The 14,118-nt window shown below is 50.1% G+C and carries 19 protein-coding genes; 16 read left to right on the forward strand and 3 right to left on the reverse strand.

Going from position 1 to position 14,118, the window contains the following annotated elements; genetic code table 11:
• Nucleotides 1-345: 345 nt before the first annotated feature.
• Nucleotides 346-2,271 carry an ABC transporter ATP-binding protein gene (locus tag H583_RS0126670; protein WP_028563151.1) on the reverse strand — a complete coding sequence of 642 codons (1,926 nt, stop codon included), beginning with the start codon at nt 2,269-2,271 and terminating at the stop codon, nt 346-348.
• 182 nt (nt 2,272-2,453) lie between these two features.
• Here H583_RS0126670 and H583_RS0126675 point away from each other — a divergent pair, with 182 nt between their 5' ends.
• From H583_RS0126675 to H583_RS0126725, 11 genes are all read left to right on the forward strand, one after another.
• Nucleotides 2,454-3,068, forward strand: a complete 615-nt coding sequence (locus H583_RS0126675; protein ID WP_028563152.1) for a 5-formyltetrahydrofolate cyclo-ligase — start codon at nt 2,454-2,456, stop codon at nt 3,066-3,068.
• 138 nt (nt 3,069-3,206) lie between these two features.
• Nucleotides 3,207-3,692, forward strand: a complete 486-nt coding sequence (locus H583_RS0126680; protein WP_028563153.1) for a MogA/MoaB family molybdenum cofactor biosynthesis protein — start codon at nt 3,207-3,209, stop codon at nt 3,690-3,692.
• A 165-nt stretch (nt 3,693-3,857) separates the two neighbouring features.
• Nucleotides 3,858-4,097, forward strand: coding sequence for a twin-arginine translocase TatA/TatE family subunit (locus H583_RS0126685; protein WP_028563154.1), 240 nt, complete (start codon nt 3,858-3,860; stop codon nt 4,095-4,097).
• A gap of 21 nt (nt 4,098-4,118) precedes the next feature.
• Nucleotides 4,119-4,922 (forward strand): twin-arginine translocase subunit TatC, encoded by an 804-nt coding sequence (gene tatC, locus H583_RS0126690; RefSeq protein WP_051237064.1) that lies wholly within the window; start codon nt 4,119-4,121, stop codon nt 4,920-4,922.
• Nucleotides 4,923-5,217: 295 nt separating this feature from the next.
• Complete coding sequence (locus H583_RS0126695) at nt 5,218-5,511, forward strand: LiaF transmembrane domain-containing protein (RefSeq protein ID WP_028563156.1); 294 nt, start codon at nt 5,218-5,220, stop codon at nt 5,509-5,511.
• Nucleotides 5,512-5,534: 23 nt separating this feature from the next.
• Nucleotides 5,535-6,206 (forward strand): PspA/IM30 family protein, encoded by a 672-nt coding sequence (locus tag H583_RS0126700; RefSeq protein WP_028563157.1) that lies wholly within the window; start codon nt 5,535-5,537, stop codon nt 6,204-6,206.
• A gap of 8 nt (nt 6,207-6,214) precedes the next feature.
• On the forward strand, nt 6,215-6,667 hold the full coding sequence (locus tag H583_RS0126705) for a PspC domain-containing protein (RefSeq protein ID WP_028563158.1): 453 nt from the start codon (nt 6,215-6,217) through the stop codon (nt 6,665-6,667).
• 1 nt (nt 6,668) lies between these two features.
• Complete coding sequence (locus tag H583_RS0126710; RefSeq protein WP_028563159.1) at nt 6,669-7,361, forward strand: PspA/IM30 family protein; 693 nt, start codon at nt 6,669-6,671, stop codon at nt 7,359-7,361.
• Between the two features lie 105 nt (nt 7,362-7,466).
• Nucleotides 7,467-8,465: a sensor histidine kinase gene (locus H583_RS0126715; protein WP_028563160.1), complete on the forward strand. Its 999-nt coding sequence runs from the start codon at nt 7,467-7,469 to the stop codon at nt 8,463-8,465.
• Between the two features lie 3 nt (nt 8,466-8,468).
• A complete protein-coding gene (locus tag H583_RS0126720) occupies nt 8,469-9,125 on the forward strand; it encodes a response regulator transcription factor (RefSeq protein ID WP_028563161.1) in 657 nt (218 codons plus the stop codon).
• 103 nt (nt 9,126-9,228) lie between these two features.
• A complete protein-coding gene (locus tag H583_RS0126725; protein WP_028563162.1) occupies nt 9,229-9,465 on the forward strand; it encodes a DUF6953 family protein in 237 nt (78 codons plus the stop codon).
• Nucleotides 9,466-9,517: 52 nt separating this feature from the next.
• Here the strand turns inward: H583_RS0126725 and H583_RS0126730 are convergent, their stop codons facing one another.
• Entirely contained in the window at nt 9,518-10,741 is a 1,224-nt protein-coding gene (locus tag H583_RS0126730; protein WP_028563163.1) for a family 8 glycosyl hydrolase, read from the reverse strand.
• Between the two features lie 142 nt (nt 10,742-10,883).
• Between H583_RS0126730 and H583_RS36875 the strand changes: the two genes are divergently transcribed.
• The 5 genes from H583_RS36875 (at nt 10,884) to H583_RS0126755 (ending at nt 13,575) form a co-directional block, all read left to right on the forward strand.
• Nucleotides 10,884-11,036, forward strand: coding sequence for a hypothetical protein (locus tag H583_RS36875; protein ID WP_154666006.1), 153 nt, complete (start codon nt 10,884-10,886; stop codon nt 11,034-11,036).
• 391 nt (nt 11,037-11,427) lie between these two features.
• Entirely contained in the window at nt 11,428-11,715 is a 288-nt protein-coding gene (locus tag H583_RS0126740) for a LiaF transmembrane domain-containing protein (protein ID WP_028563164.1), read from the forward strand.
• A 72-nt stretch (nt 11,716-11,787) separates the two neighbouring features.
• A complete protein-coding gene (locus tag H583_RS0126745) occupies nt 11,788-12,453 on the forward strand; it encodes a PspA/IM30 family protein (RefSeq protein WP_028563165.1) in 666 nt (221 codons plus the stop codon).
• 28 nt (nt 12,454-12,481) lie between these two features.
• Nucleotides 12,482-12,871 carry a PspC domain-containing protein gene (locus H583_RS0126750; protein ID WP_028563166.1) on the forward strand — a complete coding sequence of 130 codons (390 nt, stop codon included), beginning with the start codon at nt 12,482-12,484 and terminating at the stop codon, nt 12,869-12,871.
• 5 nt (nt 12,872-12,876) lie between these two features.
• Nucleotides 12,877-13,575, forward strand: a complete 699-nt coding sequence (locus H583_RS0126755; RefSeq protein WP_028563167.1) for a PspA/IM30 family protein — start codon at nt 12,877-12,879, stop codon at nt 13,573-13,575.
• Nucleotides 13,576-13,668: 93 nt separating this feature from the next.
• Here the strand turns inward: H583_RS0126755 and H583_RS0126760 are convergent, their stop codons facing one another.
• Nucleotides 13,669-14,088: a DUF2500 domain-containing protein gene (locus H583_RS0126760; RefSeq protein ID WP_028563168.1), complete on the reverse strand. Its 420-nt coding sequence runs from the start codon at nt 14,086-14,088 to the stop codon at nt 13,669-13,671.
• Nucleotides 14,089-14,118 lie beyond the last annotated feature (30 nt).

Raw genomic sequence — 14,118 nt, forward strand, 5'->3', positions numbered from 1 at the left:
CTGTGGATAATAAGCATTCAGCGGCAATCTATATGGATATACATCACTGTTGAAATGGGGATAAGTTTTTCACAACCAAGATGTGTATTTTGTGGATAATGTGGATTAACTTGTGGAGTACTCGGTTTTTTCGACATAAAATTAAAAAAAACGCGTCAAACCCTTTTATTTTACGGCATTAATATCGACAGAATTGCCTAAAAATTATCCCTAACCTGTGGATAAGCCTGTGGAAAAAGTGGATAGACCAAAAACGGCTGCCAAAATACAACAAACCGCCTGAACAGCGAGGTGCTGTATGCAGACGGTTTGTTAACAATGCGTTAATATTAATGTGGTTTATTATTAAGCCAATAACTCTTCCCAGGCTTCGTAGCAGGAGCTTAGCTCGGATTTTTTTTGTTCAATATCGGCTTGAAGCTGCTGGACCAGCACATAATCATTGTACACATCCGGCTCGGTCAGCTTTTCCTCCAGCACCGTAATTTCTGCCTCAAGTTCGGCAATGCTCTGCTCCAGCTGTTCCAGCTTCCTCTGCCTTTGCCGCTGGTCCTTTTTGGCCTGCTTGTCCATCTCATAATTGGAGACAGGGGCGCCCTCTGTTTTCGCGATATCTTTCTTTGCAGCAGCCGTCTCTTCCTGCAGTTCGGCCAACTCCTGTTTTTTCTCCAGCATTTCATCGTAATTGCCGAGAAATTGCAGTATGCCCTGCGGCGTCAGCTCAACGATCCGCTCAGCCATTTTATTGAGGAAATAGCGGTCATGAGAGATGAAGAGCAGCGTGCCTTCAAAATCGACCAGAGCCGACTCCAGCACTTCTTTGCTGAATAAATCCAAATGGTTCGTCGGCTCGTCAAGAATAAGTACATTCGCTTCGAGCAGCATGAGCTTGGATAGCGACACGCGTGCTTTCTCGCCGCCGCTAAGCGCAGCAATTTTCTTCTTCACATCTTCGCCGCTGAACAGGAAGTTGCCCAGCACCGTACGGATTCGCGCCTCTTCCAGATGCGGATAAGCGCTCCATACTTCCTCCAGCACTGTATTGGAAGGATTCAGCCCTGTCTGCTCCTGGTCGTAATACCCGATTTTGACGTTGGAGCCCCATTTGATAGAGCCCTGGCGTGGTGTCAGTTCCCCTACCAAAGCCTTGAGCAAAGTAGACTTGCCCATCCCGTTCGGACCGATGAGGGCTACGGTCTCGCTGCGGTGAAGCTGGAAGGCGACATGTTCGAATAACGGCTTGCTGCTCCCCGGGAAGGCGATGGAGAGCTGCTGTACATCCAGCACATCCTTGCCTGTTTGCCGCTGAATATCGAAGGAGAAGCTGGCTTTTTTCAAATCGCCCATCGGCTTGTCCAGACGGTCCATTTTATCCAGCGCCTTGCGGCGGCTTTGGGCACGCTTGGTGGTAGAGGCGCGGACGATATTTTTCTGAACGAATTCCTCCATCCGGGCAATTTCATCCTGCTGCTTCTCATACTGTTTCATTGCTGCTTCGTATTCGCTTGCCTTGACTTCAATATAGCGGCTGTAGTTGCCGGTATAGCGCTTGGCCGCATTGCGTTCGATTTCAACAATGGCTGTTGCCAGCGCATCCAGGAAAAAGCGGTCATGGGAAACAACCAGCACAGCTCCGGAATAACCGCGCAAATAATCTTCCAGCCACGTTAGTGTGGGGATGTCCAGATAGTTGGTCGGCTCGTCAAGCATGAGCAAATCCGGTGCCTGCAGCAAAATCCGGGCGAGCGCCAGTCTCGTCTTTTGCCCGCCGCTCAGGGTGGAGATGACCGTATCAGCCGCGAAGTCACCGAAGCCCATCCCGTGGAGCACACTGCGGATTTTCGTCTCAATCTCGAAGCCGCCCTGCTGCTTGAACCACTCGGAGCGGGCCGCATATCGGGATAGCACCTCTTCATAACGCTGTTCATCCTCATGAAGAGCCGGGTCGGCAATTTGCTGCTCCATATCCCGCAGTTCCTGCTCGGCTGCGATCAGGTGGGCAAAGACGGCTCGCATTTCTTCCATAATTGTCCGTGAAGAGCTTAAGCCGCTGTTTTGGGCCAGATAACCGATTCGGGTCTCTTTTGCTTTATAGATCGTGCCGGAATCAGCAGTGAGCTCCCCGGCAATAATTTGGAGCAGGGTCGATTTGCCCGCGCCGTTGACACCTACCAGCCCGATACGCTCACGGGGCTGAATCTGAAAGGTAATATTGGATAGCACAGTCTTTACGCTGTAGCTTTTGGATAGTTCTGAAACTTGAAGAAGCATAGCAACCTCCGTAAAAAAGATTCTGTATACATTTTACATGAAATTGTATGGAAGCGCGATACACAGTGGAGATTTGGATAAGTATAAAGTGTGGAATACGCCTCATGTACAAGTTGGCGAATTGGGCTTACAGTGGTAAACTAAGAACAGCGAAAAATGAAATTACTGGAGAATATAAAGCAATGGATAATACAGCCGCTCTGAAGGACAAGCAGGAGCTGCGCCGCCAGATGGCCGCAGTGAGAGACGGGCTTACGGGCGAAGAGCGCAGCCGGCGGTCCGGGCTGATCGGAGCAGAGGCTGCAAAATGGCTTGCGGCCCGGAACATCCGCTCTGTTATGACGTATGTTTCCTTTCGTTCAGAGGCAGATACAGCGCCGCTGATCGAATGGGCCTGGTCGGAAGGGATTGCGCTTATCGTGCCGCGTTGTATTCCTTCAACCAGAGAGATGGTCTTGCATCAATTGACCGGGTGGGAAGAGCTTCAGGCCGGGGCTTACGGCATCAGGGAGCCAAACCCGGACAAAGCTGATCTATGGGATCCGGCGCAGCTGCCTGAAGCCGTGCTGGTGCCAGGTCTTGCCTTCGACCGTGAAGGGGGCAGGCTTGGCTACGGGGGCGGCTACTACGACCGCTTTTTCGAACAAGCCTTGTTCAAAGCTGCAGCTGGCCAGAGACTGCCCTTGTGGCTTGGGCTTGCTTTTGAAGTTCAACTGGTCTTATCCGGCCGGATCCCTGGCGAGCGGCATGATATCAGGCTGGATGCTGTGTTCACCGAGCGGGGCGTCTATCCTTGAAATATAAGAATGAATCGTCATCATGTTCTTGTATTTCTGCGCAAAATGCTGTTGCTCCACTCAGGGGGCAGTGCAGTGTTTATGCTTGAGTGAGAAAACGTGCTGCCTTATGACATTTTAGGGACAGGAGGGTTGCTCATGCAGTGGAAGGTAGCGATTTTAACGGCAAGCGACAAAGGCTCGCGCGGGGAGCGTGAGGATACGAGCGCTCAGGTAATACGGGAGCTGGTAGAGGAGGAGCTCACCGGCATTATCGTAGACTATCGTATCGTTCCTGATGAACAGGATGAAATTACGGCCGCCCTGATTGAGATGATTGAATATTATCAGGCGGATCTGGTGCTGACAACCGGGGGTACAGGACTTGCCCCGCGTGATTTGACGCCGGAGGCGACAAAGCGCGTTATCGACCGGGAAGTCCCGGGCATGGCGGAGGCAATGCGTTTTTATGCGATGCAAAAGAAGCGGAGCTATATGCTGACGCGCAGTATTTGCGGTATCCGGGGGCAGTCCCTGATCGTCAATTTGCCTGGCAGCCCCAAAGGTGTTCATGAGTGCCTGATGGCCATTATGGACGAGCTTCCGGAAGCGCTTCGTATGCTGGCCGGGCAGCCTGGGGAATAATAGGGGATGCGGACAAATAATTGTCAGGAAATAGACTATAGCTGAAAGCCCTGCTATGCTATAATAGGGTAATTAATGGACTGTGCAGGTAGAGGCCTAACTGACAGTCCATGTTGTTGTTTTTCAACAGACCTCATACAGACCAATCCTAAGGAGGATTTGCTCATGTTTAGCAATTTAGGAGCATCCGGTATCATTTTGCTTGCCATTTTGGCGCTGCTCTTGTTTGGTCCGAACAAGCTTCCTGAACTTGGACGTGCATTCGGCAAAACGCTTCGCGAATTCAAGAATGGCGCGAAAGACATTATGGATGACAGCCCCAAGCAGGAAACCAAGGAGCCTAGCCGTGCCGAAGCCGCTCAGACTGAGGAGCAGCAGCAAGCCAGCAAGAGACTTCCGGAATAAGTTTAAGGCAGGACAGGTGCCATGGAAGGGGGAACTGTCAGGTTGGGTCAGCAGGATACAGACCAGAGTGTCAAAAAGGAAGGCATCATGCCGATTCTCGAGCATATTGGAGAGCTTCGCAAACGGCTGATCGCCGTCCTTTTTGTTTTTGTTATCGGCCTTGTAATTGGTCTTTTTATTGCCAAGCCGGCGTATGATTATTTGATGAGCCAGGAGCCGCTCAACGGCTTGCCGCTCCACACGTTTTCATTATGGGACGGTATCGGCATTTATATGAAATTTGCCATGGTAATTGCTCTTGTGCTCACGCTTCCCTTTACCTTTTTCCAGGTCTGGGCGTTCGTTAAGCCGGGTCTGGGGGAACTGGAGCAGAAGGCGACACTAAGATATATCCCGTTTACGCTCCTTATGTTTTTGATCGGTCTGGCATTCTCTTACTTTGTCGTATTCCCGATGGCTTATCATTTTACGACAGAGGTTGCGCAGAGGCTGAATCTGATTGAAACCTACGGCGTCATTCAATATTTGACGTTCATGTTCAACATTATTATCCCCATCTCTTTGCTTTTTGAGCTGCCGATGGTCATTATGTTTTTGACCAAGCTCAAGATTCTCAACCCGATTCGTCTTAAGAAGATGCGCAGGGTGGCTTACTTTGTGATGGTGCTCGCCGGGACGCTAATTACGCCGCCGGATGTCATTTCGGATATTATGGTTGCCGTACCGCTTATCATTTTGTATGAATTCAGCGTGTTTCTGTCATCGATGGTATACCGCAAGCAGCTGGAGCAACAGGCAAAGTGGGAAGAGGAATTCGGTTCATAAGGTGTGTCCTGTTCAGGCGGCAATGCTGCTTTGATTAGGACCGCCTTTTTGCTGTCTGCTGAAGTTTGTACAAGTTTCCATACAGGATGGGGAAATCCGTATTTTCCAGACATGGCGGCAGCCTGGTGGAACCGTTGTCCGTCCGGCGTCCGGAGATGCCCCGACTTAAGTCCAGGTGCAAAAACCGCCGCAAGTCTGTTTTGAAATATCCTGTTTCCATCTAGAATAAGGACATAAGGTTGAACTGATGGAAATTAAGCATCATTCACATTTGATGAAAGGTGGTGGACGGCAAATGAATAACAAGACGCTTTTGGGTGTGGCACTTGTACTGTTGGGTGGCCTGTTCGCACTCAAAATTATCGGAGTTTCTCTTGCACCATTAACGAGTCTGTTCTTCCCATTTATTCTGATTGGTCTTGGAGCGGTTGGGCTTAAGAATAACAAGCATTTCATTGGTACCGCAATGATCGTGGTCGGCGTGCTGATGATTATGGCCAAGCTGCACGGTATTGTGCTTCTGGTTGCGGCAATTGCTTTGATCGCATGGGGAATCTCGATGTTTAACGGAAATAAAAGAGTTTACTAGTCCTAGTGAATGGAGGGCAAGCGATGAGTATTATTCGGCGGGTACGTGATATAACAGTAGCAACTTTGAACGAGCGGCTCGAAAAAGCCGAAGACCCGGTAAGGCTGATTGACCAGTTCCTCTGGTCAACAAGGGAAGAAATCATTCATGCCGAAAGGCTTTATCAGCAATACAGCTCGCACGGCAATCATCTGCGGGAGCAATGGCTCCAGGCAGAGCACCAGAAGGAAAAGCGCGAGCAGCAGGCGATTACTGCGCTTAAGGCAGGCGAGGAGAATGTAGCCCGCCTGGCGTTGCAGGAGAAGCAGTCGCATGATCAGCGTGCCGTACAATATAAAGAACTGTATGAGCAAAGCCGGCAAAACATTGTGGAGCTGGAGGAGCATCTGCAGGAACTGCGCAGCGAATACCAGACCGTATATGACAAGCGCGAGTATTACTCCGCGAGAATGGAATCGCTCAGGCTGCAGCAGCGCATGAATGCCAGATATACCGGCTCCGGACAGGGACAAAATCCGGATGGCATGTTCCGCCGGCTTGATGAACGGATTAGCGGCCTTGAATTTGAGGCAGGAAGCTTGCGGGATTTGCGCCGCGCAGGCAAGCAGATCATGCATGAAGTGCAATCCGGCGTACAGAACACGATTGAATATGAGTTGCAGCAGTTGAAACGCAAACTTGAACAGAAGGGGTGACTCCAAGGATGAAGAAATTGTACCGTTCGACCCGGGATAAAAAACTTCTCGGTTTATGCGGCGGCGTAGCTGAAATGCTGAATATTGACGCTACATTGCTGCGGGTGCTGTTTATCGTTGCTGTCATCTTCTCCAGCGGAACACTGATCTTTGTATATATTTTGGCCGGACTGGTCGTGCCTAAGGAACCGCCTTTCTACAATAATTATGATCATCGGGGCTATGGCGGCGGGTACAACAATGGACCTTCTTCATTTAATGATCATGGCGGGTACTACAATCCCGGTCATGGACCTTCGGCGAACAGCCATACGAATTGGCAGAATGTGCCGCCGAGCGGTCAGCCAAAAGACCGTTCCGATTTGGACGATATGATGAATGACATTGAGAAAAAAGCGATGCGCAGAGAATTGGATGAGCTTCGTGCAAAATTAGCTAAGATTGAGAAGGAGGATAAATAATATGGGTATCTTTAAACGGATGAAGGATATGACGAAAGCGTCTTTGAATGAAATGCTGGATAAAATGGAAGATCCGGTCGTTATGCTGAACCAGTATTTGAGAGACATGGAGGCTGAAATTCATCAGGCAGAGGTGACGGTCGCCAAGCAGATGGCAAATGAGCGCCGGATGAGACAGCGTTATGAAGAAGCAGTCCGCAGCACAATGGACAGAGAAAGCAAAGCTGAGCAGGCGATCCGTTCCGGTCATGAGGATCTGGCCCGCAAGCTGCTGGAAGAGAAGCTTTACTTTGATCAAAAAGTAAATGAGTATGGCGATATGCATGCGGAAGCAAAAGGGCAAGCGGACGATCTGATGAGCCAGTTGCACAGCATGAAGGAAGAATTCTATCAGCTTCGCAACAAGCGCAATGAGCTTTCAGCCCGTGCCCAAATGGCAAAGGCCAAAAAACAAATGTCCAGCATGGGCTCCCATTCCCTGGAAAGCGGCAGCGCCACCCGCGGCTTCAGCCGGATGGAAGAGAAGATTATGCAGCTGGAGGCCGAAGCGGATGTTATGAGAGCACCAGGTTTGTACTCCTCCAGAACAAGCGCGCCAAGCGCAGTGGATCTGGAAAAGAAGCTTCAAGTAGAAGAGCAGCTTGCAGCATTGAAATCCAGAATCGCTCCTCCTGTTGTGAAGAGCGAAGAATAATATATAAGACATGGTTATAGGCAAGCCGTGTGTCCAACAGGCGCTCCTGCCGGAGCGCTCCGGGCATTCGGCTTGCCTTTGAGATTGTAGACGGGAGGGGAGCATATGGCGGATAATAAAACGGAGGAGAAGGCGCCTTACCGGATCAGCCGACAGACAATTGAGACCTTGCTATGGCTGCTAGTCATTATCGGCTTGCTCGTCCTGGTTCTGCAAGCTATGGGCTACTTGAGCTGGTTCCAGCTGCTGCAGGGTAAGGCCGCTGTCTTTGGACTGGCCGTGATCGGGATAGCCTTGGCAGCAGGAGCTGTGTACAGCTACCTGCAAGGCCTTAAACTTAAAGAGACAATTAAGCGGCTGACCGAGCAGCAATCCCGCAGGTTCAGATCGGTCACACTTGTTTCCGATGATCCTTCAGAGCAAAATAAGCAGCCGGATGAGGAAGAACAGATTTGGCAGGAGAAGGTAAAGTTTACGGCAGTCATTGAGGAGCGCCAGCGCTTGGCGCGGGAGCTTCATGATGCGGTCAGCCAGCAATTATTTGCCATATCGATGACAGCTACAGCTGTGGGCAGAACGATAGACAAGGATTTCGAGCGTGCCCGCCGCCAGGTCGAGCTGATTGAGGAGATGGCGTCAGTGGCCCAATCCGAGATGCGTGCGCTATTGCTTCACTTGCGTCCAATTCATCTCGACGGGAAAAATCTGGCTCATGCGCTCGGTACGCTGATGGAGGAGCTGCGTCAAAAAGTACCCATGGATATTAAGCTGGACATTGATCCGGGAATCAGCTTGATAACCGATGCGGAGGATCATCTGTTCCGGATTGTCCAGGAGGCATTGTCCAACACACTTCGTCATGCCAAGGCCACTGCGATGGAAATCCGGCTGGTCCGTTACGGGAAGCAAATTCACCTGACGCTGAGAGACAACGGGGTTGGATTTGACCTTGAATCCAAGAAGCAAACCTCTTATGGACTGCTTACCATGGAGGAGCGTGTTCATGAGATGGGAGGTACGATGAAGCTCCAGTCGGCTCCGGGAGAGGGGACGACCATCGAAATATGGATACCGGCTTTGACCGATGAGAGGGGAAGCGAATAGAGAATGGAGATTCAGCAACCGATAAAAGTGCTGCTGGTCGATGATCATGAAATGGTGCGCATCGGTCTGGCGGCAGTGCTTGATACAGAGGATGGAATTGAAGTTGTCGGCGAAGCCAGCAACGGGCAGGATGGCATCCGGATGGCCCAGGCTTACAAACCGGACATTGTCCTGATGGATCTGGTTATGGAAGGCATGGACGGAGTGGAAACGACAAAAAAACTGTTGGAACTGTACCCGGAATGCAAAGTTATCGTACTGACCAGCTATATTGACGACAGCAAAATGTATCCGGTCATCGAGGCGGGTGCGTTCAGCTATCTGCTAAAAACTTCTCGTGCGGGAGAAATTGCGGATGCCATCCGCGCGGCGGCTCGGGGACAGTCTGTGCTGGAGTCGCAAGTAGCAGCCAAAATGATGAACCGTTTCCGCCAGCCGCAGACACCAAAGCAAAAACCGCTGCATGAGGATTTGACCGACCGCGAGATGGATGTTCTGCATCGGCTTGCAGAGGGGAAATCCAATCAGGAGATTGCGGACGAACTGTTCATTGGCATCAAGACCGTCAAATATCATATTACGAATATTTTCTCCAAGCTGGGTGTGGAAGACCGCACACAGGCCGCTATTTATGCCCATAAGCATGGGCTGGCAGAATAGACGGAGCACGGCGGAGAGTGAACATAGCGAAGGCGGCCTTAGGGCTGCCTTTTCATATTATAAGTTATGGGGTATGCTTGTTTGACATTAAGGGGGAAGTACAATGGAAGTTACAGCACAGGAAATTGCCGAATGGATGTTAAAGGAACTTAAATTCAAAGGGATTTTGTATCAGGGTGATGCTGTTTCCCATATTCGAGAGCATTATGGAGAAGCCTTTATTTACATCAATGAGAACGGCAATGAATCCATCGATAAAGAGGTAAAAAAACGGTTCAAAAAACTCCATAAGGGCGCCGCGGCCTGGGATCGCGACGGTTTCTTTTGGGGTTGGACCTGAGTTGTGAAAGACGCCGGCATAATGTCCGGCGTCTTTTTTTGCTGCAAGCTTATTAATACGTCCACCAGTTGCCTGACATGACGATCATGGATAACAGCTTGATGCTCTCCTCGTAATAGCCCTCAATTGAGCCGCTGACTGTGTGGTTCCATACTGAGTTCAGCCATGCCTGGTTGCTGGAGGAAATCATCGCGCTTACACCGAATGGAGCATAGAAGGCGCCGCTGTTATACGTCACAAGCGGTGTTCCGTTCAATTGGTAGCCCGCTTTGATATTAGCCGGATTGCTGCCTGTGGACGTTTTGATGAAATTGTTCAAGGAGGTTAGTTGGCTAACTGCGCGGGTATCCCCGCTCATGAGGTAGTCCGTCGCAATACGCCAAGGTGTGCGGGAGGAGTTATAGTAGTAGCGGCCGTCATTTGGACCTTCCAGGAAGCCTGCTCCTGCTGGCTGGTAAGTGCTGCCGGAGAGGATTACGAAATCAGGCAGCAAGCCCGTCGAAGAGCTGTACCCGGAATAGATGGAGTTAATAATGTTATAGGTCTTGTTCGTTACATTATCCCATTTGGCATCGCCTGTCGCTAAGCGGAATGCTTTGAGGTGGTTGAGCATGAAATCGGAAGGACGCGTAGCTGTATTATAGCTGCCGCTGGTCGCCCAGTCACCCAGTCTCAGTGTCCACTGGGCCTGGTTCACATCATGGCTCATGATGGCATTAATGATGTTTTGGGCTGCCTGGAGATAATTGATTGCTCCGGTACTGCCCCATTGTCTGTGCGCAAGCAGCAAGGCGTAAGCGATGTCCATGTCGCCATCCGTAGCCGAGTTTGGTCCATCAACATTTACGAAGCTGCTGTTTTGCTTCCAGGCCATTAAGAAGGCATTGTTGGTGCTTGGATGAGCCTTATAATAACGGTACATGCCGTCGAAGTAGGTTTTGGCATTGGCGTCATAGCCCTCCATCAGGACGGCAAGCATCATTCCGTAGCCGTGTGCTTCGGATACGGTCTCGCCTGCAGGGTTATATTTCACATAATATTGGCTGGTAAGAGCCGGGGCCAGGTAGGCGGCCTTCCAGGAGTTCCATTTGTTTCTTACGGCATTATCCAGTACCGTCTGGGACACATGGTTAGGTTTGATTGATCCTGACGTATACGTCGTATGCTGTGGAAATGGCTTACTGGCCGCAAAGGACATCCCTGCAGGGATCACCAGCATAGCGGCACAAAACAAGAGCAGACATTTGCGAACCAATGATTTTCTTTTTAACTGCATTAAACCTCGCTCCTTTTTCATTTGAATTGACAGTCCTTGCTACATCTAAACAGGGTGGGAAAATCCGGATTCGGTGAATATCACCTCCTTTCATATTTGGATAGGAAAAAGTTTGCAATGCAAATATCTCAACATGCTCTAAATGAAAAATGTTGAAAGAAGGTATTCAAATGGTGGAGATGGGTTCGAAGTGGTGAATGTTGCAAATGAAGCAGAGACTTTCAGTGGTTGGGTAAGCGCAGAAAAGGGAACATCAAAAGATGCAGCTGTATGGGCGGCAAGCCCGCTTGAATAGATGGTTTAGGTGAAATCATGGAAATCAGGGATGCTTCGGGTCAGATGGGACCCAAAGATGGTTGAAAGTTCCTTGTAAAAGGAATTGAAGAGGGAAAAAACGGGTAAGTACATGTTAGATAAACTTGTATGCGTTTCCATTATAACATGCCCTTTTCTTTTTCTCTACCCGGATTTTTGATTTTTTTTGAAAATGGCATACAGCCGTAAACAGGCTAAAGGGAATACGCCACAGTACAAGGTCCGGCAGGCTCCGCCTTAAGGTCAGCCAAAACCCCGACCTAAAGCTAGGTTGAAAAACCGCCGCAGGTCTGTTTTGGCAAAAGCCATTTCGATCTACAATAAGTACATAAGCAAGCGAGAGAAGGAAGCGAAAGGCGGTGAAGAGATTCATGAAGGAAAAAACTTGGATTGGTATATTGCTCGCGGTGGTCGGTATCTGGATTTTGCTTCCGATTATCGGCGTTACGATTGGTTGGTTGTTCAGTCTGCTGTTCCCGCTTCTGCTCATCGGAGTTGGGGTCATCGGCTGGAGAAATAACAGCAGGATCATTGGCGGCGCATTCCTGGCAGTAGGTGCAGTTTTGCTCCTGGCTAAGCTTTCGAAGGTGATTTTCCTGGTACTGGCGGTGCTGCTGGTCATCTGGGGCGTATCGATGCTGACAAAGAAAAGATACTAATAACCTAATGTAACAGAAACTGCTAAAACGCAACTATATATACACTTTAGAGCAGAAACGGAGGAATGGCCTATGAGCATATTGCGCAGAGTACGGGACATCACAGTGGCGACCTTGAACGAAAGGCTGGACAAGGCTGAAGATCCGGTTAAGGTGATTGACAGGTTCCTGGCATCAACCAAAGAAGAACTGGTAAAAGCAGAGCAGCTGTTCAGAGAGTGCTCCACGCACTCCATTCAGCTGAAACGTCAATGGCTTCAAGCGGAGCAGCAAAAGGAGCACCGCGAACGTCAGGCGGTAACAGCACTTCAGTCAGGAGAAGAAGAACTGGCAAGAGCGGCACTGCTTGACAAGACGGCCCATGACGAGCGAGCGAGCCAATACAAGGGGCTGTATGAGCAAAGCAAAGGCACGCTTGTCGAACTGGAAGACCGGCTGGGAGAGCTGAAGGGTGAATATGATGAGGCTGTCAGCAAGAGAAGCTACTACATGGCCAGAATGGAATCCCTCCGGCTGCAGCAGCGAATGGCACAAAGAAGCAACAGCTTGAATGGTGGAAGTCCTGATCATGTGTTCCGCCGGCTGGAGGATCAGATTTCGGACCGGGAGCTGGAGGCACAGAGCTTGCGCCAAGTAAGACAATCCCAAGGCTCCCCGGCAATCCGGTTAAGCCCTGACAAGCAGCCTCAGGTTGATCTGGAGCTTGCAAAGTTGAAGAAAAAATTGAATTTAGAGTAACAAGGCCACAAGGAGGATGGAGCGGAACATGGATAAGCTATACCGTTCAAGACGAAATAAAATGATCAGCGGGATTTGCGGCGGACTGGCCGAGCGGTTCAACTTCGACGCAACCCTGATCCGAATATTACTTGTAGTAGGGACCCTGTTTACCGGCGGAGGATTGCTGATCGTGTATCTGCTCTCTACCTTCGTGATCCCGACAGAACCGAGATCGTATACCAATTCTTACGAGACTGCAAGGCCTCATTGGGATCATTGGGACCCGCAGCCTGCCGCCACCTATAACAGTTATGGAACAGGCTCCACAACAGCCCATGATGTAGATACAAGAATGAATGACCTGGAAAAAGCGGCACTCCGCAAAGAACTGGATCAATATCGTACTAAAATCGCTCAATACGAGAAGGGAGAATGAAAACTATGGGAATCTTGAAAAGAATGAAGGACATGACAAAAGCGACACTGAACGAGGTACTGGATAAAATTGAAGACCCGACCGTTATGCTGAATCAATATGTCCGCGACATGGAAGGTGAAGTTCAGGCTGCTGAAGTGACAGTCGCCAAGCAGTTGACCCATGAGCAGCAAATGAAGAACCGTTATGAGTCCGCAGTTCAAAATGCGGCTGACGCAGAAGCCCGTGCTGAACAGGCTGTACTTACTGGTGATGAAGAGGCAGCCCGCAAGTATCTCGAAGAGAAACTGGCTTATGATCAGCAGGCAGAGCAATTCTATGGCCTGTACGAGCAAAGCAAGGTTCAGGCTGAGCAGCTCCGCGGCGAGCTGGAGCAAATGAAAGGCGAGCTTCAGGCACTGCGCGCCAAGCGTACGGACCTGACAGCACGTGCACAGGCTGCCAAAGCCAGGCAGCAGCTTGCACAAGGGACTGTGAGCGTGGGACACACGATTGAAGGCGGCGGCGCTGTACGCGGATTCTCCCGCATGGAGGAGAAAATTATGCAGTTGGAGGCGGAAGCTGAAGTATCCCGTTTCCCTGGGCCAGGCGCTTTCGCACCATCCGCCCCGCCATCCGCACGTGACCCTCTGAAGCAGGCTCAAGTGAATGAACAGCTTGAGGCGCTCAAGCAAAAGCTTGGTGCAGCAAATGAGGAAAAATAAGAGGGCAGTAATTCAGCCCCTTAATGCAGGGCAGCTCCGGAAGAAACACCCGGAGCTGCCTTGTTTTTTGCTTTATGGAGTAGACGGCGGGTATCAGACCCTTGATTCCATCGGCTGGCGTTCAAATGCAACAATCCAATCCCCTTGAATGGAAGCATACCCGTTATCCCCTTCTGCTACAAGACCGTAGAGATTTTTAACGTCCAAAAACTCTTTGCGCGATCCGTTATCAAACTCCAATGTTATGTAATAGTAAGTTCTGGAGGAATGCGTCGGATGCATGGCCCCGTTCTCTCCGTGATGATGGTTCGTTGTGCTTCGGACTTCGGTCCGTTTGGCTACGATCCGTGAATAGTGGGACTCCCGCGGCGAGCTGGCATTTTGCACATATTTAGCCCCACCCATCAGGAGCTTCACGATAATAATAATGACGATAATTACAAAAATGACCGGGAACAGATTGAATATAAAGTCAAAACCACCGACTCCCCCGGACGGAAAATCTACGTGCATCGTATCCCTCCTTCTTTCGTAAATCTTGAA

Source organism: Paenibacillus pinihumi DSM 23905 = JCM 16419 (genome assembly GCF_000422505.1).
GTDB classification, from domain to species: domain Bacteria; phylum Bacillota; class Bacilli; order Paenibacillales; family Paenibacillaceae; genus Paenibacillus_D; species Paenibacillus_D pinihumi.